We start from the raw sequence: 19676 nt of genomic DNA, 5'->3' as shown, positions 1-19676 counted from the left end.
CCGACCGGTCCGGACCCCGGCCGAGACCCGTCCCGTGCGCGTGCGCGTGCGCGTGCCGGGAGTCCGCGGCACTACGGCAGCGCGAGCAACCCGTCGATCCGTGCACGGATCTCCTCGTCCTGGAGGACCGCCCGGTAGTCGCCGTACTCCGAGAATCGGCGGTCCTCGGCCCTCAGTGCCGTGAGTGCTTCCCGGACCGGTGGGGTGAGGGTTGCGTGGTGCGTGAGCGCGTCGAGGGCAGTGGTGAACGTCCAGTGCCACTGCCCGTCGGCGGCGAATGCCGGCACCGTGGCCTCTGCCTGCGCCGGTTCCGGCAACGGCGGTTCCCAGGGCTGCGGGTACGGCGTGGGCTCGCCGGGCAGCAGCGGATCCTCCCCCCACGCGTGGAGCACCTTGCGTAGGTCCTTGACGAGCCACCCCGCGCGGGTGACCTCGTCCCGAAGGGCTTCCCGTACCGCGGGCAGAAGCACTCCGGCGTGTGCGCGCAGCGGCCGGAGGACGTCGGCGACGTCCGGCTGCCGCGGTTCACCCGGGAAGAAGCCGTGGCCCTGCACGTCCCGGTAGGGCGCGACGAGCCGCTCGACCAGCTCGGGCAGTGCGCGAGGGTCCCCGATCCGGGTCAGGGCCCACCGCGCGTGGTCACCGATGGTGCCGTCGAAGAACGTCGATTCCCCGGGGTCGTGGAGGAGTGCCGCGAGCCGGTCGGCGTGCGGTGCCGCCCTGTGGCCGAGCACCGCCATCAGATGCGCGGCCTGGTAGCGCACGTCGTCGTCCGGGTCGGCCAGCAGCCCGGCCGCCAGCGGCAGCACGGCCGCTCCCACGGAGGGCCGGGCCAACAGCAGTCGCCACGCCTCGTCCAGCGCGCACCGGCGCAGCTCCGCATCGCCGATCCGGCTCCCGGTCTCGGCCAGTGCGGCGACGAACGAGGTCGCCACCGTCATGTCGAGCTCCAGCAGTTCCACGACCCAGGCCGCGACGTCCTTGCGCTCGTACGGGATTTCGCGGTCCAGGGTGTACCAGACCCTCCCGAACTCCGGGGCGAGCACCGGATCGGCGAGGATCTCCAGCAGCATGGGGTGGGCACGCAGCGCCGCCCGCGGATCCAGAGGTGCTGAGGCGATCACGGCCGCCACCCGCAGCACCGGATTCCCGCCGTGGCGGAGTCCGTCCAGCACGGCCCGTACCTCGGCGCCCGTCGACTCCGTGGGGTCCTCGTCGGCCGCGGCCCGGCCCAGCGCCGGCAACAGGGCCACTTGGACCGAGAGGTCCGTCTCCTCGTGCCACCGCTCCAGCAGGGGCCCGGTCCGGTCGGCGATCAGCCGCAGCGCGGTCCGCCGCACCACGGGATCCCCGTCGTCGAGCAGCCTGCGGATGCGGGGCCACTGCCGCCTCCAGGCCGCCGCCGGCGCGGAGTCGGCCTCCCCGCCCCCGCCCCCGTCCTCACCGTCGCAGGCCAGGTACGTCAGCAGATCGACCAGGTCCGGCCGTACGACCGTTTCCGGGTCGAGGGCGAGATCCACCAGGAACGGCAGGGCGGCCGTGCCCACGCCGGTGAACCGCCCCGGGGTCAGCAGGAGGTCCTGCAGGTCGGCGTACGCCCGCCCCACGGCCTCCGGCCCGGTGGCGGCGTCCGCCCGGGCGATCCGGCGCAGCACCTTCGGTACGTCGGTGGCCGGATGGTCGGGTCCCACCGCCTCCAGCGCCCGCCAGTCCACTGCGTCCAGCGCCTCCCACATGTCCCCCGCCTCGCTCCCGCGCGTCCGTCCCCTGTCCGGGGATCCTGCCACTGCGGGAGAAGGTGCGGCCAGGCACCTCCTCAGGCCGGCGGATCCGTCGGGTCTTCGGGGCCGGAACCGCCCGTGTACTGAACCGGCCCGAACGGCACGGGGATTGGCAGTTCCGGGCCGAATGAGGCGGCGCGGCCGGCGGGCTGGCTGGCTGGCTGTGGCAGGGCTGGCCTCGCGCGTCAGTTGTCGACAGGGCCGGGCAGCCGGCGGAGTTCGAGCAGAACCATCGCGATCTTCACTGCGGTGGAGATCGTCAGGGCCTGGAGGAACGGCATACCCGTCAGCCACAGGGCCACCATCATGACCGTGAGCACCAGGAACGCCGGGAGCAGGTTGGTCCGCCTGATCGCGGTCCGCAGGTGTCGGGCTCGGCTCCGATGCTGGTTCACCGTACCGATCGGGCGCTCGGCGACGCCCTCTTCTTTGGCGTGTTGCATGGACTGCTGCCCCTTCCTCGTACTCGCCCCCGGAAACGAGCGTCGGGTCCGCCCCGGCGGACTGCCACTGCTGCCACCCGCCCCGCCGCCATCCGACGTACAGGTTCACCTCACCGGCCCAGGTCCGCGGCACCGCGCCCCCGCTCCCCGGCCGGCGAGCCGACGTGGGCCAAGCCGGTGGCCGCCGCCGAAGGGGACCGTGGACCGCAGACCGGGGCCCTTGGTGAGGAGACGGCGCGCGCCGAGTAGCCTTGGCGGTCATGATCGCGAATCAGTGCCGTGCGGCGACGAAGAAGGGCGAACGGTGCCGGGTCGAGGCGCGACCGTCGGGTTTGTGCCACACGCATGATCCGGTGGTGCGGTGCCGGGTGCTGAACGCCAAGGGCAAGCCGTGCGTGATGGCGACGGGTGGCGGTCCGTGCCCCCTGCACGAGGGACAGCAGCAGGCTTCCGTCGAGGCGGCCATGAAGCTGGTCACGCTCTATGAACTGGCCGCTGCCGAGCTCCTCTTCGCGGTCGAGGAGCCCGCGGTCGAGGAGTACTGCTCCCCTCCCGGAGCCGTGACTGCCGGAGAACTGGGCGGGACTCGGCTGTCGCCGGCGTTCGTGGCCCGCACCATCAACCTCGGCTGAACGCATGGCCCTTGGCCATGACCCGGCACAGGCCATCGTCCTCGTCGCGTCCGACGGGAGTTCCGAGAACGATCTCGAGCTCCTTGTGATGCCGGGGTGATGCCGTGAGACGGCCGTCGCGGTTGGACTGGGAGCTGATGCCCCTGGAGGGCGTCGGGCCACTGCGGTTCGGCATGCGTATCACCGAGGTCGCCGCAGCGCTGCCGGGCATGACAGCGCTGCGCCGGTTCCAGGCCGACCCCTCGTTTCGGGAGACTCTCGGTGTGGCGTTCGGCACGGGGCAGGCGGAGCCTGCCGTGTACGCCTACTTCGTCGGCGGCCGGTTGTTCTGCGTCGCGTCCGACGCCGTCCGTGGGCCCCAGGTGTCGCTCTGGGGGCGTGAGTTGACCGCCTGCGCCCCAGCCGACCTCGAACGGTTCCTGGGGCACGCCTACGACTGCGGGGTGCTCGACCTGTCCTACGGTCCGCGGGGGAATCCTGGAGCCAACGGGCTCGGTCTGGTGGTGCGGGTCCAGGAGGTCGCCGGCCGCGTGGTGACCCGGCCGGTCATGGTGGGCCGGGACTGGGCCGACCGGTGCACCGACGACTGGGAAGGCGCGGTCCCGGAGTGCGAATGGGTGGGCCGGCTGTGGTCCCGTCCAGGTGAAACGGGATCCTGGCCCCCGCCCGGCCACACGACGCACCGGGGTGGCTGGCGACCTCCCTTCTGACCCGGTACGGACGTCTTCCAGGTGCGGTTGAAGGCCCCGTTCCGGCTCCCGCCGATCGGCCGTTCAACCTCCATTCGAATGGCGACCTGTCGCACCTCGTCACACCCGGCGAAGAGGCGGAGGCCACCACCTGGCGGGATGTCCAGGTCTCCGTACGCAGCGCTGCGCTGCACAGCGCTGCGCAGCGCCGGGACCGTGAACGGTGAAGCGACACCCGGCTGGGCCGGGCCGCGCCGGGCCGGTGACCGGGGATCCAGGTGGTCGACGGAGCTGTCGGCTGTCGGCGAAGTGCGTGACGTTCCGATCCGTCAGGCCACCGGCCGGACGAGGTCAGCGGTTGCCTGCCGCAGCGCCGCGGCCAGTCGGTCGCGGGCCTCGGTCTGGGCAGCGATGCGTTCGTCGAGGACCGCGAGCCGCTCCATCGCGACTCGGAGACCCGTGACCGAGGGCGCCGCCGCCACGTTTCCGTCCAAACACGGGGCGAACACCCGCACGTCGTCCAGCGTGAGCCCAGCGGCCAGCAGGTAGCGGATGTTGCTGACGCGCACAGCCGCCCGTTCGTCGTAGACCCGGTAGCCGTTGGCTGCCCGCTCCGAGGAGATCAGCCCCGCCTGTTCGTAGTGCCGCAACGCACGGGCCGTCGTCGCGGTCGCCTTCGCCAATTCGCCTATCCGCACCTCTGCCACCTCCGGTGGCCACTCCTATCACGCCACCACGGCCCCGCCGTCGACCGGGAGTACCACTCCGGTGACGAACGACGCGCCAGGCTCGGCCAGCCGGGTGATCGCCCAGGCGACCTCCTCCGGGCGCCCGATCCGGCCCATCGGGGTGTGCGCCAGCTGCCATGTGCGGACCGCCGCGATCTGCTCCGGTGCCAGGCCCTGATGTTCGCCGATCGGGGTGTCGACCGCGCCGGGCGCGACCGCCACCACCCGGATCCCCCGGGGTGCCAGCTCAACCGCCCAGCTCCGGGTCAGCAGTTCCAGAGCGGCCTTGGTCGCGGCAAAGACCGAACTGCCCGGCCAGGCCCGCTGGCCCACCGAGGTGCTGACGTTGACGATCAGGCCCCCGGTGGTCTCCAGGGCGGGCAGTGCGGCTTGCGCCAGCAGGATGGGCGCGACCAGGTTGGTGGCGATCTGAGGCGCGATCATTTCGGGCGTGAGTGAGCCGAGGGCGCCGCTGCGTACGATGCCCGCGTTGTTGACGAGCACGTCCAACCGGCCGTGCGTCTCCAGCACCCGCCGGACGATCCGCTCGGGCTCGCCCTCGGCCGTGATGTCGGCGGCCAGCGGGGTGATACGGGCCCGGTCGGCCTCGGCGGTCTCGCTGAGCGGTTCGGCCCGACGTCCGACCGCGATCACGTGGGCGCCCTCGGCTGCGAAGGCGCGAGCGGTGGCCCGGCCGATCCCGGTGCCGGCTCCGGTGACGACGACGATCCTGTGGTGCTGCCGTTCGGCGTTGTTGTCCATGCCGGTCATCGTTCGACCTTGCCGCCAGTGGCAAGGTCAAACCGCCGGTCGACAGCCCACGCATCCCGTCGTCGGTGATTACCTGCTCAGCCACCACGCACCGGCCGACGGCATTCTCGGCGAGCTGGCCGCGGCCACCCGCGAGGCCGACGCCGACGCCGCGCACATGCAGATCTCCTCCGACGAGGGCGCCCTGCTCACGATGCCGACCCGGCTGACCGGCGCCCGCTTCGCGGTCGAGGTCGGCGTCTTCACCGGCTACTCGGCCCTCTGCATCGCCCGCGGCCTGGCCGACGGCGGCCGCCTGCTCGCCTGCGACGTCAGCGAGGAGCGGGCCGCGATCGGTCGGCCGTACTGGGAGCGTGCGGGTGTCGCCGACCGGATCGACCTGCGGATCGCCCCCGCGCGCTGACGCGGCAGCCGCCGGCTCCTGCCGGGCAGGGTCGGGCCGGGGTCGGGCCGGCAGTCCATGCCGGGCACGAACCCGAAGGCCGCCGGCAGCTGCCGGTCGGCCACCGCCCCACGGCAGCTGACATGATGGCCGGATGCCCAATTCGCCCTCTGCACCGACCGATCTGTGGTTGCGCGGGGTCGCGGCCAACACGGGAGCCCCGGCCGGCGTCCTGCTGCGACTGCTGGACCCGGCCGCCGGGGACGCTCGCCGGATCCTGTGCGAGAAGCGCTGTCTTCCCCAGGAGGTCATGGACGCAGCGGTCGCGCACCCGGAGGCCAAGGTACGCCGGTCCTTCGCCCGCAACCCCCACGTCCCACCGGCCCAGCGCGCCCGTCTGGTCGAGGACCCCCACGACTTCGTGCGCGCGCAAGTCGCCTCAGGACCCTACCCGCGCCCGCTCCCACGCCGGCCCCGACCGCTGCCCGACGACGCCCTCGTCTCCCTGCTGACCGCCGAGGACGGCGGCGAACCTGGGCTGCTCACGGCCGACGAGATCGCGCAAGAGCTCGTGGCCTCGTACCAGATACCCCCTTCCTTCCGGCACAGGATGCTCGGGCACGAACACCCCGCACTGCGGATCTTCGCGTCGCAGCCGTGGTCCTGGCTCACCTCCGAGCAGCGAAAGGCCCTGCTGACCGACCCCCACCCGGACGTCCGGGCGTCCGCCGAGCGCAGCGCGCGGACGGAGGACCCCGCGGCCATGGAGGCGGAACTCCCGGAAGAGAGCTGCCACCACCGGTGGATGATCCTCGTCAACTACGCACTGTCGGATGCCGTCGTCGAGGCGTGCATGGCCGATCCTGAGTGCCGGTGGTCCGTCGCCGGCAACCCGTACACGTCTCGCGACGTCTTGGCCCGGCTCGCCCGTGACGTCGACCCCGGGGTCCGCGAACGCGTCGCCGGACGGGCCGACCTCGATGCCGTGCTGTGGGCGGAGCTCGCCGAGGACCCCGACGAGCGGGTGCGTACCCGGGCCCGGGTACAGCCGCTCCCCCGCACCCGGGCACAGTGCCAGGCCGTCGACCACGAGATGAGCGAGGACGCGTACGACTGCAACTGCCTGATCCTGGAACCGTACGAGGAGCCGGACCTGGACTGGTACCGGGCGTGCGCGGTTTCCGGGGAGGTGATGCTGCGCCGGGCGGCCGCCAGATGCGCCACGCTGCCCGCCGATCTGGTGTCACGGCTGGCGGAGGACCCGGACGAGGAGGTACGTCACCGGCTGGCCTCGTGGCACCCCCTGGCCCCGGCCGCGATCGTCCTCGCGGCCTTCGTCGCCCGCCCCCGGCAACGCCCCCACCTGATCATGCAGTCCCGGTTGCCGCGGACCGGTCTGGCCCACCTGCTCGGGCACGAGGACCCGGAGGTACGGGCGCTGGCGGCCGCCGACCCGGCCGGGCGGGCCCCCGTGGAGCTGCTGACGGACCCGGACGAGCACGTCCGGCGGGCGGCCGCAGCCAACCCGCTCTTCTCCCGGGACACCCTGGAGACCCTGCTCCAGGACCCGGCAACGGCCGAAGGAGCGGCGGCCAACCCAGGGCTGACGGCCGTACGGCTGCACGCCTTGCTGGACTCCGCGGGCCTGCCGCGCTGACCGGCACGACGGCGAGGGGCGGTCAGGAGGACGCCGGCCCGTGGGCGGGTGCGCCGAGAGCCGCGACGGCGGCGACCATGCGGTCCCAGAACCGGCCGGTCTCCAGGGTCACGGCCACGCGCGCGTTGTCCGGGTTGCCCGTGGAGCGGTGCAGGTCCACCACCGTGGCGCCGCGCGTGTACCGGCCGTGCAACTCCACGGCGACATGGGCGTCCACGCAGTGCACCAGCCCGGGGTCGATGACCCGGGCCACCGCCACCGGGTCGTGCAGGGGTGGGCTGGGGAACCCCCACAGCTCGCGGTACGTGGACCCGAAATAGGTCAGCAGCTCCGCGCAGGTCCGCCCGAGGGGCGTGCCCAGGGCCACGAAGCGGGCCACCACTTCGGGGGTGGCCAGTGCTTGGTGCGTGACGTTGAGCCCGCACATGGTGACCGGCGCCCCCGAGCGGAAGACGATGTCGGCGGCCTCCGGGTCGGTGAGGATGTTGAACTCGGCGGCCGGGGTCCGGTTGCCGCGCATCGTCGAACCGCCCATCAGGACGATCTCGCGGATGCGGGAGGCGTCCTGCGGGTACCGCGTCAGCAGCAGGGCGATGTTGGTCAGCGGTGCGGTCGGGACGAGGGTGACGGGCTCGGGATGCTCGGCCAGCAGCCGGTGGATGAGGTCCACGGCGTGCTCCGGGACCACGTCCACCGTGGGAGGCGGGAACACCGGTCCGTCCAGTCCGCTGACCCCGTGCACGTCGGCGGCCACGCCGAGCGGCTGGACGAGCGGCCGGTCGCAACCGGCCGCGACGGGGACGTCCGTGATCCCGGCGACCGTGCAGACCCGGCGGGCGTTGAGCGTGGTCTTGTCGAGGGTCTGGTTGCCCGCGACCGTGGTGACGGCCAGCAGGTCCACCGCCGGGTCCCCGGCGGCCAGCATGATCGCGAGGGCGTCGTCATGGCCGGGATCGCAGTCGATGATGATCGGGACGGGCACGTCACTCCTGGCGCTGCGGGGCGTGGAGCTCCAGTGTGCCGCCGGGCCGATGCCCTGACCACACCGCCTCGCCCGGACGCGCGCGCAGTCGGTCGGCCGCGTCAGGGGGCGGGCTCATCGGGCTCACCCGTAGGACGAGGGCGGACGGAACGGGCAGCGTGCCCAGCCCTCCGGACGGAACACATCCGTCCCCGTCCGTCCGGTCCGTCCGGCGGGTCAGGGCGACCGCTGGACGCAGGCCGTGGCCCGGCAGATCGAACCGTGACAGGGGCCCATCGGACGGCGAGCGGGACACCCCCCCGCACCCTCGGACCGGCCTGAGGTGGTCAGATCTCGGAGCAGGCAGGTTCTTCGGGCGCGGAGGGAGAGGCTGCGGGTGGCTGAGGCGTTGCCTCCGGAGCCGACGATGTGAGGCCACTGCGGCGAACCCACAGGAGGGATCCCGCCAGCAGTACGGTGCCTCCCAGCAGCCAGGGCACCGGGCCTGGCCGGAGGACCCCGACGAGCAGGCCGGTGAGTGCTCCCACCAGTTGCAGGGTGAGGGACTGGACGGACAGCACAGTGGCCCGGCCCGCACTGGTGACCCGGCGGTGCAGGATGTCGTTCTGATTCGGTCCCGCCGCGCCGAGTCCGAGGTAGAGCAGGCCGTAGCCGGTGACCGAGAGCACCAGGGCGCCCGCTCCGGTCGACGCCGCGGTGGCCCCGAGCAGAAGCAGCCCGCTCGCGCCGGCGCCGAGGCTCACCATGACCGCGCGCTCGCCGCTGCCCGTCAGTCGGGCGGCCGGCGGAGCGAGATGGCTGCCGAAGCCGGAGCAGATGAAACCGGCACAGGCCAGTACGGCGAAGAGCACCGCCCCCGACTCCGACGCGCCGGTCACGGCCGCAGCGCGGCCCGGCATGAGCAGTTCGATCGTGACCAGCGCGCTGCCGGCCGCACCCGCGCTGAGGAACACCCGGCGGACCGGCGTGTCCCGACCGCCCAGACGCAGTCCGCCCACGACGGTGGCCGGGACGCCTCGGAGTACGTCGCGCAGGGCGGCCGCCGGCCGGGGCGGCTCGGGCAGAGCGGTCAGGACGTACAGCACGAAGGCGATCTCGACCGCCGCGCCCAGCAACAGCGGGACGGACAGGGGCAGTACCAGCCCGGAGGAGGCCTCGCGCAGCCGGGCGCCGAGGTCCGGGCCGGCTCCGAGCAGCCAGGGAAGGGCGCCGCCGAGCAGGGTTCCCGCGGCGAGCGCGGCGGAGGTCGCGGAGGAGCCGCCGGCCAGGCCGGGGCGCAGATCGGCGCCGGGCCCGGAGTCCGCGTGGACGGTGTCGACGTACCAGGCTTCGGCCGGCCCGCTGGACAGGGCGCGGCCCGCACCCATCAGCACCATGCCCAGGCCGAGCAGCCAGGGAGCGGAGCCCAGGCCCACGAGGACCAGGGCGGTGAGGTTCAGCAGGCCGGCGGCCATGAGGACGGCGCGGCGTCCCAGGACGTCGGCCAGTCCTCCGGTGGGCAGTTCCAGTGCTGCGGCCGTCAGCGAGTGCGCGGCGAACAAGCCCGCGATCGTCGCCGTGGTCATGCCGCGCTCGGTGAGCAGCAGGATCAGGGGGGCGAGGCTCAGGCCCAGCGGCAGCCAGAAGAGCGCGCAGACCGTGATGTAGCGGCGGCGTGCGGTGGGTATGTCCAGCGGTCCGGTCATGACGCGTTCTCGGCGGCCGTTGCCGTCGCCGTCGCCGTCGGGCCCGAGTGGTGCGGCTCTGCGGCGGGGTCGCGTGGCGCGAGGGGCAGCCCTGCCGTGAGGAGTACCACCTGCGCCGCGCGAGGATCCCCTGCATCACGGGCGGTCAGTTCCCCGAGTTTCCGGGCGAATACGTCCCGGAGTTCGGTGAGCGATTCGGGCGTCAGACGGGGCATCAAGTCGCTGATCCCGGAGGGCTCCACCCACTCCTGCGGCAGCCGTCCGTCGGCGATATCGGCCTCGTGCCGGACGAGAGAAGCCTCCAGGTGCTCGATCTGGGCCCTGCGAGACAGGCTGAGCAAGGCGCGGCTGCCCGGGGAGGATTCCATCGACTTGTTGCTCCAGGCGGTCACGGAATGCACCGCCTGCCAGCGCCGCTCCCGGCCGTCTCGGTGCTCGGCCTCGGCGACGAACGCGTACTTCGCCAGGACGCGCAGGTGGTAGCTGGTGGAAGCGGACGACTCCCCGGTCCTGACCCCGAGCTCACTCGCGGTGGCCGGGCCGTCCTGCCGCAGCAGCCCGAGCAGCCGGATGCGCAACGGGTGCGTGAGGGCTTTCAGGGCTGCGGCGTCCCGCTCAGGGTCGAGTACGCGTCTCTGTTCTTCGCTGACCATGCAGGGAGGCTAGAGCCCTCGAAAGCTTTCCAAAAGTATTTTTGCAGAACTTCTTTGGGAAAATGACTGCTCGACCGCAGTCGCAGAAGCCCCGGCGGACGAGAAGGGGCCGCCACCCCGCCTGGGAGGTGGCGGCCCCCTCACCCTGGTCCGTGCGGGTTTCGCGGGACGCTACTTGCCGATGATGTTGCCCGTCCACTGACCGGCGGCACGCTGCATCAGGGCCTCGTTGCTCAGGATCTGGGTCCCGGGTACGGCCGCCATGCCGACGTCACCGGCCGGCGCCGTGCCGTTGTGGGAGCCGACCGTGTTGTCGTGGCCGGCGTTGAAGACGTCATCCCCGGCCACCTGGTTCAGGTCACCGAAGACGATCGAGTACGTGTTGCTGACCGGTGCGTAGACGGTGAAGTCGTCGGCGGAGGCGGCGGACGCGCCCGCCAGGAGGATGCCACCGGCGGCGAGAGCGGTCAGGGCGCAACGGATCGATCGCACGAGTACTGCCTTTCGTGGAGGGGTGGTCGAGCAGTGCGAAGGTAGGCCGCCCTGCGCGGCAAGGCCCCGTACCGGCCGCCGTACGGCCCGAGTCCATCCGTACGGCGCAGCCACCAGGGCGTCGACGGCCGGGCCGCGCGGAATGTCCAGCCCCTCGGCCGGCGGACCCCCGCGCGCTTCGCGTCGACGCTCCCGGAACGCGCCGCGCAGCAAGGCATCCGGCGCTGTCCGGCGGATCAGGCTTCGGGGTCGAGGGTCCGGAGGTCATAGAGGTAGGAGCGGTCGTTCTTGAAGCTGCGCCAGACGGTGGCCGGGGGTTCGTGTTCGTCGGCGCGGCCGTCGAGGGGATGGGCGGTGACGAGGCCGTCGTCGATCTCGCAATGCCAGCCGTCGGACGGCGACCAGAAACACCACACCCTCCCGTCCGTCCGGCGGAAGGCGGGGCGACCGTTGCGCTCGCCGTCGCGCTCGAAGTGGTGGCGGAGCCCGTCGATGTGGCGCACGAAGGTGAAGGAGGAAAGTGCCGTCATGGCTTCCGCACTGTAGGGGACGACGCTGCATGAGGAAGTCTCGGTAAGCGGTGGAAGTTCCAGGTCATGCTCGGCTTCGAAGGCGTCCGCCCGAGCTTCGGGCAGGCAGGGGCCGAGACGGAATTCGTGCCGCTCCTCGCCGAAGGAGTGGCTTCGCTCGGGCGTGCAGGGGATACGTGCCAGCTTGCGCCGAAGCCGCGGGCTGCGGGAGTCCATGCGGGCTCTTCTCTTGTGTCGCCGGTAACCCATCCCGCGCCCTCGCCAGAGCTCATCCGGCGAGGGGCACTCGCTCGGAGAGCCGTGTGGCGCCTGCGGTCTCGCCTCTCACCCCTCACCCCGTGCGTCGCCACCTCCTGCCTTGACGGCGAGGTCCAGGCGCGGCTCGCCCGCGCTCTCGTTGCCGCCCTCGTCCTTCGTCCGCGGCCCGTTCTCGCTGTCAGGGTGGCGTCGGGCCGATACGACGAGGTAGGCGACGGCGCCGAGGAAGACCACGACAGAGGTCCAGCCGTTCAGGCGCAGGCCGAGGAACGTGTGGGACTCGTCGATGCGCAGGTACTCGGTCCAGAACCGGCCGACCGTGTAGGCGGCGACATACAGTGCGAAGGTCCTGCCGTGACCGAGCGGGAACCGGCTCGCCGCCCAGAGGACCAGTGCGGCGATGCCGATGTTCCAGAGGGACTCGTAGAGGAAGGTGGGGTGGTACGTCGCGATGTCGAGCATGGTGGACGGACGGTGCGCGCGGTCGATCTCCAGGCCCCAGGGGAGCGTGGTGGGGCGGCCGTAGAGCTCCTGGTTGAACCAGTTGCCCCAGCGGCCGATCGCCTGGGCCAGGGCTATGCCAGGGGCGACCGCGTCCGCGTAGTCGGGGAACCGTATGCGGTGGCGGCGGCAGCCGATCCACGCGCCGACCGCACCCAAGGCGATGGCACCCCAGATTCCGAGCCCGCCCTGCCATACGTACAGGGCTCGGATGGGCTGGCCGTGTTCCCCGAAGTACGCGTCGGGGCTGGTGATCACGTGGTACAGCCGTCCACCGACGAGGCCGAACGGGACCGCCCAGATGGTCACGTCGGCGATGACGCCCCGGTCCCCGCCCCGCGCGACCCAGCGCCGGTTGCCGAGCCAGACGGCGACGAACACGCCCAGGATGATGCAGAAGGCGTACGCCCTCAAGGGGACCGGGCCGAGGTGAAGGACCCCGGTCGAGGGACTGGGAAGGTAGGCAAGATCCATGGCCGCTCCGTAGGAGTCTCGGTCGGGCAAACGGCGAAGCGTCTGATCGTCATGACAGGCACCTCTCCATGATCATCGCCGACAGTGCGCCGGTCCTGCCCGGTGACGCTCGATCAGTTCCAGGAAGAGCGGCCGGGCACAGACCGCACGTGGGCCCAAGGCATCGGCCTGACCCGGACCTGCCTCACGTGCCCAAACGCACCGACGGCCCGGCGCGGCCGGCCTGCGCCGGCACCACACACTGAGCACGGATATGCAGGTGGCCCACCGGCACCGCCTCCGTATGATCTCCGCATGTCCTGGATACGCCGCCGCCTGCGCCGCACCGAGCCCCGCGCGGGCCGTCTGCCCGATCTCGAGTTCCTCGCCCTGGTCCGCGACGCCTTGGAAGAGGTCGCTCCCGGCTGTACGGCGGGCGCCGAGCTCAAGGGCAACTCGTTGGAAAGCCCGCATGGTTGGGCCGTGGCTGTCGGACCGGCGGGGCACGGGGACGACGGGCACTACGACCTGATCGCCTTCCCGGACGTGAGCATCCAGCCCGACGTGCCCTGCTTCGTGGACTGCGTCGTGGTGGTCACCACTGCGCGCGACGCGGCCGGCCTCTGGGCCCGTTCCGCCGGCGCCTGCATGCTCGAGCTGCTCTATGAGCATGAGGAGCTCGCCGGGCACCGGGGCCCCGATGAGGAGGGCGGCGTGCCGGGGTGGCGGTCCATCACCTCGGGCGTGCTGGCCTATGGGCTCTCCGACCGGGAGAACCTCCGTCTCCAGAGCGCGCTGGTGGAGGCGGACGTACTCCGCGAGATCGCTCACACCTTCACGGCCGACCTGGAGTCGCCCTGGTTCAACGGCGTGCGGGTCTTCTACGGCGGCGCCCCCGGCGCCGTGGAGGCCGAGGTCCGGGTCAACGGCGAGCGGCACGAGGCTGCCTCCGCCGCGCTCGCCGCGCTCGGCCTGCCCGAGCCGGCAGTCTTCACCGTCGCCCGGTCCTTCACCCTGGTGCTGCCCGTCGGCTCCGGCCAGGAGCGGGACGACCACGGGGCCGGCGGGTGCGGGTGCGACTGCGGCGGCACCTTGGACCCCGAGCACCCCGGCTTCGCCCACCCCCTCCCCCACCTGATCGGCGAACTCTCCCCGGCCGAACGGGCGGAGCGGGTCACCGTCGACACAGGCGCGATGATGGTCGCCCAAGGTGTCGGCAACTTCCTCAAGGTCCGGCTGCCGATCCGCCTCGACGACGGCCGCACCGTGGTCCACCAGTCCTGGGTGCGGCTGTCCGCCGAGGTGATCGAGGAATACACCCGCCGGGTGCACGACGGCACCCTGGAGGGTCAGCGCTTCGAGGGCCTGTTCTGCAACGCCATCGAGCCGTGGGGCGAGGAGCTGCTCCATGCACCCGTCGTTCTCGGCGGGCAGCGGGAAGCGGCGAACGGCTCGATCCGGCCCAGCGAGGTCCTCGACTCCGAGCACCCGCTCCTGGCCAGGATCGTGCGCGAGAGCTGGCCGGCCGAGTTCGTGCTCGGCGACCGCGACCCCAGGCCGTCCCCCTCCTGACCATCCGCCAGGTGCGTACGCAGTACCCCTGCGGTGACGTCCCGGCCACCAAGCCGGTCAACGGCTGCGGCGGCATGGGGACCGAGGAGGGACCGAGGAGGCACTGAGGGTGAACGTCGAAGGACGGCTTCGCCGCCGAGCGGTTCGAGATCGTCCAGGAGACGGTCCTGTCCTGCGGTACTGGCGCGAGGACGCGGCACCTGGCCGGCGCTTCGCTCCCTGGGTGCGGCCTCCCGGCCGGTGAACGCGTCCGGCTGACGCCGCTGCGGTGCGTATCGCGTCCGACGGGGACGGGACGCCGGGCGGAGGGCTCGCGGGACGGCGGCCGTCGTCCGCTCGGCGAAGGTCCGCGAGTCCCCGGTGCGCCGACCAGGCGTCGCGAAGCGGACGTTCGTCCACAGAGACCGGCGGGAAGGCCGAGTCCGGCGTACGGTCGACCGACCGGCCGAGCCTCACCCGGCGGGGCCGGTCCTCCTCGACGTCCGACCCGAACGGGAGCCCGCCGATGCGCCTCTACGCACAGACTCCAGCACGTCGGAACCGCCAGATCCTCGCGGACCTGATCGCGGTGATCCTGGTGGCCGCCGCCGTGAGGTTCGCCCTGGCCGTCCACGAAGCCATCATGCTGCTGGCCGAGCCGGGCCGGAGGGTCGAAAGCTCGGGCGACAGCCTCGCCACCGAGCTCGGCAACGCCGGCGACGCGGCCTCGAACGTGCCGTTCGTCGGCGACCTCCTGAAGAAGCCGCTCCAGTCCGCCGCCGACGCCAGTACCGGGATCGCCGACGCCGGACAGTCGCTCCAGGACGCCGTCAGCCAGGTGGCCACCCTGACCACACTGGCGCTGATCGTTGTTCCGGTGGCCGTCGTACTGCTGTTGTGGCTCCCCGCACGCCTGCGCTGGATCCGGCGCAGCATCGTCATCCGGCGCCTCCTCGACGCACCCGGAGGCGCCGACCTGCTCGCCCTGCGCGCCCTCACCGGCCGGCTGGGCGACCTCGCGGCGCTCCCCGCGCCTCCAGGCGGTCTCGCTGACGCCTGGCGGCGCGGGGACCGGCAAGTCATCGCCGATCTCTCCGAGATCGCACTCAGGCGGGCCGGCTTGCGGCCCTGACGGGCGAACGAACCGGCCGTCAGTCGCGGGGGTGGCCCGGGACGGAGTGCAGGCGGCGGTGTTCAAGGGCTGCGGCGAGGGCGTAGGCTCCGCCGCCCGCGACAGCGAGGACCCAGTAGAGGCCGGGGGCGGTGAGCGAGAGTGCCGCGGTGGAGGTCAGGGCGAGCCAGATGCCGAGGCCGTAGTGCAGCAGGTTGCGGCGTACTGCGCCCTCGGCGAGGTAGAGCAGGCCGACGATCAGACCGGAGCCGGCGGGCCAGAGGACGGACTGGAGTTCCGGCCGGTCGAGCACGGATGTGAGGCCGGTGATGGCGAGGAACAGGGCGGTGAAGGCGGCGATCCAGGCGGCGCCGAGCAGCTTGCCGGACAGGATCTCCGGTGGGGTGGCACCTCGCTGCGCCCGCAGGGCGGCGGCGGTGGTCAGGACGATGCCGACCACGAGCCCGCTTCCGAGGAGCGTCATGGGAAGCCAGTCGGGGAGGTCGAGCAAGGGGGCGGCGCCCTGGGAGGCTGCGGCGGCGCCGTGGCCGAGTACGTAGGCGAGTCCGAAGCTGAGGTACGCCGCACGGTTGTCGACCTCGCGCGGGCGACCGGTGGGGTGGGCGTGGGCGACGGGCGGCGAAGCGGTTGCGGGGCTGGACAAGGTGGAGACCTCCATCTGGGACGGCGGACCGGGCGGTGGGCCGACGGGTGGGCCGACGGGTGGGCGGACCTGCGGGTGGAAAGCGCCGCACGGCGAAGGGCGGCGTGGGAGGAGAGCTTTCGGCGGGCCGGCAAGCGACCGGCCGGTGAGCGACCGGCCGTCGGCACGGGACCTCTTCTCCGGCGCTACTGCGGCCTCAAATGGGCTGCTCGGCACGTGCCGTGAGGCGGTCGAGCCGGCTCTGGAGGGATCGGTCACCGTCACGAGGCTGACGATGACGGGGGTCGGGCCGTCGGGTTCTGGATCAGGGAGTGGGTACGCGGTTGGCCGCCTGACCCTGTTGGGGCGGTGCCGCGGGGGCGGCGTGAGCGGCGGGAGGCGCAGGTGAGTGGCACGGCGAGGAGTGCGGTGGCGGCGAGGACCGCAGCGGAGACGGTGAAGGCGGCCCGGTAGCCGGCGGTGAGGGCTTCCAGAGAAGACTGGCCGGTGGACGCGTGGGCGGTGACGGAGCCGGCCAGGGTCGCCAGGGCGGCGAGGCCGATCGCGCCGCCGACCTGCCGGGTGGTGTTCACCAGCCCGCCGGCCAGACCCGCGTCTTCCCGCGGTACGCCGTCCACGGCGAGCGCGGTGAGCTGGACGAAGGCGATGCTCAGTCCCAGTCCGACCAGGATGCTCGGCCCGAGGACATCGACGAGATAGCTCCCGTCCGCCCGCATCCACGACAGCCACAGCAGGCCCGCCGCCTCGGCGAGCAGACCCGCGGTGAGGGTCGCCGTGGCGCCGATGCGGCCGGAGATACGGGGTGCCACGACCGCCCCGAGCATGTTCGCCACGGCCAGCGGGAGTTGGCCCGCCCCGGTGGCCAGCGGGCTCATGCCGAGGACCTGTTGCTGGTAGAGCGGCATGAAGAAGAAGAGGGCGATCCATACGGACCCCAGCAGCGCCATCAGCAGGTTGCCCGCGGCGACCCGGCCGGCCGTGAACAGCCTGGGCGGGATCAGGGCGTCCGGTCGGCGGCGTTCGACCACAGCGAAGAGCACGAGCAGCACGACCGCCCCCAGGAGGGCAGAAAGCACCCCGGCATCCGTCCAGCCGGCGCCGCGTGCGGTGGTCAGTGCCCAGACCAGGCAGGTCAGGGCGAGGGTGACGGTCGCGGTACCCAGCAGATCGAACCGACCGGATCCACGGTCGGCGGCCCGGGGCACGAGCGTCGCCACGGCGAGAAGGACCAGCGTCGTCCCGAGCGCGACGGCGTGGAAGACCCAGGGCCAGCCCCACGCCTGGGTGAGCACACCGCCCAGCAGCACACCACCCGCTCCCCCGGCGCCGGAGACGGCGCCCCACACGCCCAGGGCTCTGCCCCGGCCGGGGCCGGGAGGGAACAGGTTCATCGCGAGGGCGAGCGCGGCCGGGGCGATCGCGGCGGCGCCGACGCCCTGCACGGCACGGGCGGCGATCAGCAGGCCCGGAGAGCCGGCCAGCCCCGCCGCCAGCGAGGCCCCCGCGAACACCGCGAGGCCGGCGAGCAGCACCCGGCGGCGGCCGAGCAGGTCACCTGCCCGGCCCCCGGCCGGCAGCAGCGCGCCGAACGCCAGGCCGTAGGCGTTGACCACCCAGGTGGTGCCGCCGTCCGACAGGCCCACTCCGGAGCGGATCTGCGGGAGCGCCACGTTCACGATCGAGGTGGCCAGCATCACGGTGAACTGCGCTGCGGCCAGGGCCGCGAGTGCGGCCCCCTGGCGGGGCGGGGCGTTGGGCCCGTCCTTCGTGCGTCCAAGGTTCATGGCGCACAGACTCGACGCGGACGGTGTCCACTATCCAGGCCCGGCGGGGGCGATCACGGTTCAGTCCTGTCCGCCCCTGTCCACTCGGCCGAACTCTGCTGCGGGCTCGGTGGAGACGGCCGCCAGTGCTACGGCGGGGACGGCATGTACCGTGCCCCGCCGTAGCCCCGGTGGCCCGAACGGGCTCCGGTCGCTCAGCCCACGCGTTCGATGCGTGCCCGCCGGATCAGGTTCTTGCCCGGTTCCCGCACCGTGTCGAACGCGGCGTTGTTCAGCAGGACGCAACTGCCAGAGGGGCCGTTGACCGTCACGGTCGTCGACTGACCGTTGTCCAGATTCGTCACCTTCAACTTCGTCCCCACCGGGAACGTCCCACTCGACGCCGCCGGCGCACCCCCTTCGCCCGACAACGTCACCGTCGACCCCGGGCACACGACCTCACCGGTCGCCGGCGGCACCTGCGCACCCGCCGCACCGGACGCACCCGCCGCGGGAGCCGCAGGGGCCGCGGAGGAGGCCGCGGCGTCACCGCCACCACCCACCCGCTCGATACGCGCCCGCCGAATCAAGTTCTTACCCGGCTCCCGCACCTTCTCGAACGCCGCATTGTTCAGCAGCACACAACTACCCGACGGACCGCTCACCGCCACCGTCGTCGACTGACCGTTGTCCAGATTCGTCACCTTCAACTTCGTGCCCACCGGGAACGTCCCACTCGACGCCGCCGGCGCACCCCCTTCGCCCGACAACGTCACCGTCGATCCCTGGCACACGACGTCGGGGACGGCGGCATTGCCGATCGCCACCGTGGCGGCGACCCCTCCGATCACCAGGGCTCCCGCGACAGCAGAGAGCACGAACTTCTTCTTGAGACTCATGGTCCGTTTCCTGGACACTTGGCACTCCTCGATCCGTTGGACGTTGCCCCCCACTGACGTCCTGCATACGGCCGACTTCCCGAGCGAGTTCATTCCTGTTGCCTTTTTACGAATCAGGCCGCGAGGAGGTTTGGGGCGCTGCGCGGCGATCCACCACGGGGCTCGCGATTCACGGGACTACGTTCGAAGAAGCAGGTCACGGCCCCAAGGCCGATGGGGGGCGGCGTGCGTGCGGCGCTCGTACCGACGGTCTTGATCGACACGGAGCGAGGAGACCAAAGGCACCTTTAAGGTTCAGTTGATCTGCCCTTAACCATTCCGGGGCGCCGCTGAACTCAAGGGCTCGCGCCGTGCTGACCTGCGGCCACCGCCCTGGTGATGCACCCCTGCGACGGCGCCCCGAACCGGCCCGCCGCGCCCGCCGGGCAAGGGCCGACCCGACCCGCGGTCCCGTACCTGCTGGTCGTCACCGGAGCGGGGCGCGCAGGTCCCGGATGTACCGGTCGAACCGTGGGCCGTCGTTGCTGCGCGGCTGCTTGCCGGGGGTGAATCCAGCCCGCCGCGCGACCGCGCTGGATGCGGAATTCTCCGGATCGACCTGGATCACCGCCTCCTCCCCGCCCTCGGCGGCCGCGTACCGGGACGCCAGGAGGACCGCGCGGGTAGCCAGGCCGCGCCCCCTCCAGGACGGATAGAGGCCGTAGGCGACATTCACCTGGCCGGGAGCCAAGCCCTCTCCTGCGAACCGCAGGTCGATCGTCCCTGCGAGCGCCTCGTGGGCGCCCGTCCGGATGCCGAAGGCGCGGAGCGGACCGGCGGCGTCCCACTGTTCCCGGCAGTGCCGGAAGTACGCTTCGACGCCCTCGCGCGTGCCTGGACCGCCGTTGAGCCAGCGAACCAGCAGCTCGTCCTCCCCCGTGAGGTGCGCCTCCACATCGTCCAGGCGCAGCGGCGACAGCGTGATGATCCCGTCGGACAGCGTCACTTCATGCATCCGCCGATTCTTGACGCCGGAGCTGCGCCGCACCAGGCCTTCCTCGGGTATCAGGCC

General features: G+C 72.4%; 20 protein-coding genes. 6 read left to right on the top strand and 14 right to left on the bottom strand.

The features are described from left to right. Positions 1 to 71: 71 nt before the first annotated feature. Positions 72 to 1736: a HEAT repeat domain-containing protein gene (locus tag ACFY04_RS09355; protein WP_389115259.1), complete on the bottom strand. Its 1665-nt coding sequence runs from the start codon at positions 1734 to 1736 to the stop codon at positions 72 to 74. Positions 1737 to 1966: 230 nt separating this feature from the next. Further along, on the bottom strand, positions 1967 to 2224 hold the full coding sequence (locus ACFY04_RS09350) for a hypothetical protein (protein ID WP_389115258.1): 258 nt from the start codon (positions 2222 to 2224) through the stop codon (positions 1967 to 1969). A gap of 260 nt (positions 2225 to 2484) precedes the next feature. On the opposite strand from ACFY04_RS09350, the gene ACFY04_RS09345 reads away from it, so the two are divergent. Both ACFY04_RS09345 and ACFY04_RS09340 read left to right on the top strand, forming a co-directional pair. Beyond that, a complete protein-coding gene (locus ACFY04_RS09345) occupies positions 2485 to 2856 on the top strand; it encodes a DUF5763 domain-containing protein (protein ID WP_389115257.1) in 372 nt (123 codons plus the stop codon). A 104-nt stretch (positions 2857 to 2960) separates the two neighbouring features. After that, positions 2961 to 3566, top strand: coding sequence for a hypothetical protein (locus ACFY04_RS09340; protein WP_389115256.1), 606 nt, complete (start codon positions 2961 to 2963; stop codon positions 3564 to 3566). A 308-nt stretch (positions 3567 to 3874) separates the two neighbouring features. On the opposite strand, the gene ACFY04_RS09335 is transcribed toward ACFY04_RS09340, so the two are convergent. Then, on the bottom strand, positions 3875 to 4243 hold the full coding sequence (locus ACFY04_RS09335; protein ID WP_389115255.1) for a MerR family transcriptional regulator: 369 nt from the start codon (positions 4241 to 4243) through the stop codon (positions 3875 to 3877). A gap of 27 nt (positions 4244 to 4270) precedes the next feature. Then, on the bottom strand, positions 4271 to 5044 hold the full coding sequence (locus ACFY04_RS09330) for an SDR family NAD(P)-dependent oxidoreductase (protein WP_389115253.1): 774 nt from the start codon (positions 5042 to 5044) through the stop codon (positions 4271 to 4273). On the opposite strand from ACFY04_RS09330, the gene ACFY04_RS09325 reads away from it, so the two are divergent. Next, positions 5034 to 5447 (top strand): hypothetical protein, encoded by a 414-nt coding sequence (locus tag ACFY04_RS09325; protein ID WP_389115252.1) that lies wholly within the window; start codon positions 5034 to 5036, stop codon positions 5445 to 5447. The two genes, ACFY04_RS09330 and ACFY04_RS09325, sit on opposite strands and share 11 nt — an antisense overlap. A 133-nt stretch (positions 5448 to 5580) precedes the next feature. After that, positions 5581 to 7083 carry a hypothetical protein gene (locus ACFY04_RS09320; RefSeq protein ID WP_389115250.1) on the top strand — a complete coding sequence of 501 codons (1503 nt, stop codon included), beginning with the start codon at positions 5581 to 5583 and terminating at the stop codon, positions 7081 to 7083. Positions 7084 to 7105: 22 nt separating this feature from the next. On the opposite strand, the gene ACFY04_RS09315 is transcribed toward ACFY04_RS09320, so the two are convergent. From ACFY04_RS09315 to lgt, 6 genes are all read right to left on the bottom strand, one after another. Then, positions 7106 to 8065 (bottom strand): nucleoside hydrolase, encoded by a 960-nt coding sequence (locus ACFY04_RS09315; RefSeq protein WP_389115249.1) that lies wholly within the window; start codon positions 8063 to 8065, stop codon positions 7106 to 7108. Positions 8066 to 8391: 326 nt separating this feature from the next. Further along, positions 8392 to 9750: an MFS transporter gene (locus ACFY04_RS09310; RefSeq protein WP_389115248.1), complete on the bottom strand. Its 1359-nt coding sequence runs from the start codon at positions 9748 to 9750 to the stop codon at positions 8392 to 8394. After that, positions 9747 to 10403 (bottom strand): helix-turn-helix domain-containing protein, encoded by a 657-nt coding sequence (locus ACFY04_RS09305; protein WP_389115246.1) that lies wholly within the window; start codon positions 10401 to 10403, stop codon positions 9747 to 9749. Before ACFY04_RS09305 ends, ACFY04_RS09310 begins: the two co-directional genes overlap by 4 nt. A 171-nt stretch (positions 10404 to 10574) precedes the next feature. Beyond that, the gene (locus ACFY04_RS09300; protein ID WP_389115245.1) at positions 10575 to 10895 is read right to left on the bottom strand and encodes a hypothetical protein; all 321 of its coding nucleotides are present in this window, start codon (positions 10893 to 10895) and stop codon (positions 10575 to 10577) included. A 236-nt stretch (positions 10896 to 11131) separates the two neighbouring features. Beyond that, entirely contained in the window at positions 11132 to 11641 is a 510-nt protein-coding gene (locus tag ACFY04_RS09295; RefSeq protein WP_389115244.1) for a hypothetical protein, read from the bottom strand. A 108-nt stretch (positions 11642 to 11749) separates the two neighbouring features. After that, positions 11750 to 12658 (bottom strand): prolipoprotein diacylglyceryl transferase, encoded by a 909-nt coding sequence (gene lgt / locus ACFY04_RS09290; protein WP_389115243.1) that lies wholly within the window; start codon positions 12656 to 12658, stop codon positions 11750 to 11752. A 294-nt stretch (positions 12659 to 12952) separates the two neighbouring features. Between lgt and ACFY04_RS09285 the strand changes: the two genes are divergently transcribed. Both ACFY04_RS09285 and ACFY04_RS09280 read left to right on the top strand, forming a co-directional pair. Then, positions 12953 to 14209, top strand: coding sequence for a DUF6348 family protein (locus ACFY04_RS09285; RefSeq protein WP_389115241.1), 1257 nt, complete (start codon positions 12953 to 12955; stop codon positions 14207 to 14209). A 505-nt stretch (positions 14210 to 14714) separates the two neighbouring features. Continuing rightward, a complete protein-coding gene (locus ACFY04_RS09280; protein ID WP_389115240.1) occupies positions 14715 to 15320 on the top strand; it encodes a hypothetical protein in 606 nt (201 codons plus the stop codon). Positions 15321 to 15339: 19 nt separating this feature from the next. Here ACFY04_RS09280 and ACFY04_RS09275 read toward each other — a convergent pair whose 3' ends face one another. From ACFY04_RS09275 to ACFY04_RS09260, 4 genes are all read right to left on the bottom strand, one after another. Continuing rightward, positions 15340 to 15963, bottom strand: coding sequence for an ABC transporter permease (locus ACFY04_RS09275; RefSeq protein WP_389115239.1), 624 nt, complete (start codon positions 15961 to 15963; stop codon positions 15340 to 15342). Between the two features lie 260 nt (positions 15964 to 16223). Further along, positions 16224 to 17747 (bottom strand): MFS transporter, encoded by a 1524-nt coding sequence (locus ACFY04_RS09270; protein ID WP_389115238.1) that lies wholly within the window; start codon positions 17745 to 17747, stop codon positions 16224 to 16226. Between the two features lie 194 nt (positions 17748 to 17941). Beyond that, the gene (locus ACFY04_RS09265; RefSeq protein ID WP_389115237.1) at positions 17942 to 18625 is read right to left on the bottom strand and encodes a hypothetical protein; all 684 of its coding nucleotides are present in this window, start codon (positions 18623 to 18625) and stop codon (positions 17942 to 17944) included. Positions 18626 to 19091: 466 nt separating this feature from the next. Then, entirely contained in the window at positions 19092 to 19619 is a 528-nt protein-coding gene (locus ACFY04_RS09260; RefSeq protein WP_389115235.1) for a GNAT family N-acetyltransferase, read from the bottom strand. Positions 19620 to 19676: the final 57 nt, after the last annotated feature.

The organism is Streptomyces sp. NPDC001549 (assembly GCF_042894025.1).
Classification (GTDB): domain Bacteria; phylum Actinomycetota; class Actinomycetes; order Streptomycetales; family Streptomycetaceae; genus Streptomyces; species Streptomyces kutzneri.
This window is presented reverse-complemented; position numbering and strand designations above follow the sequence as displayed.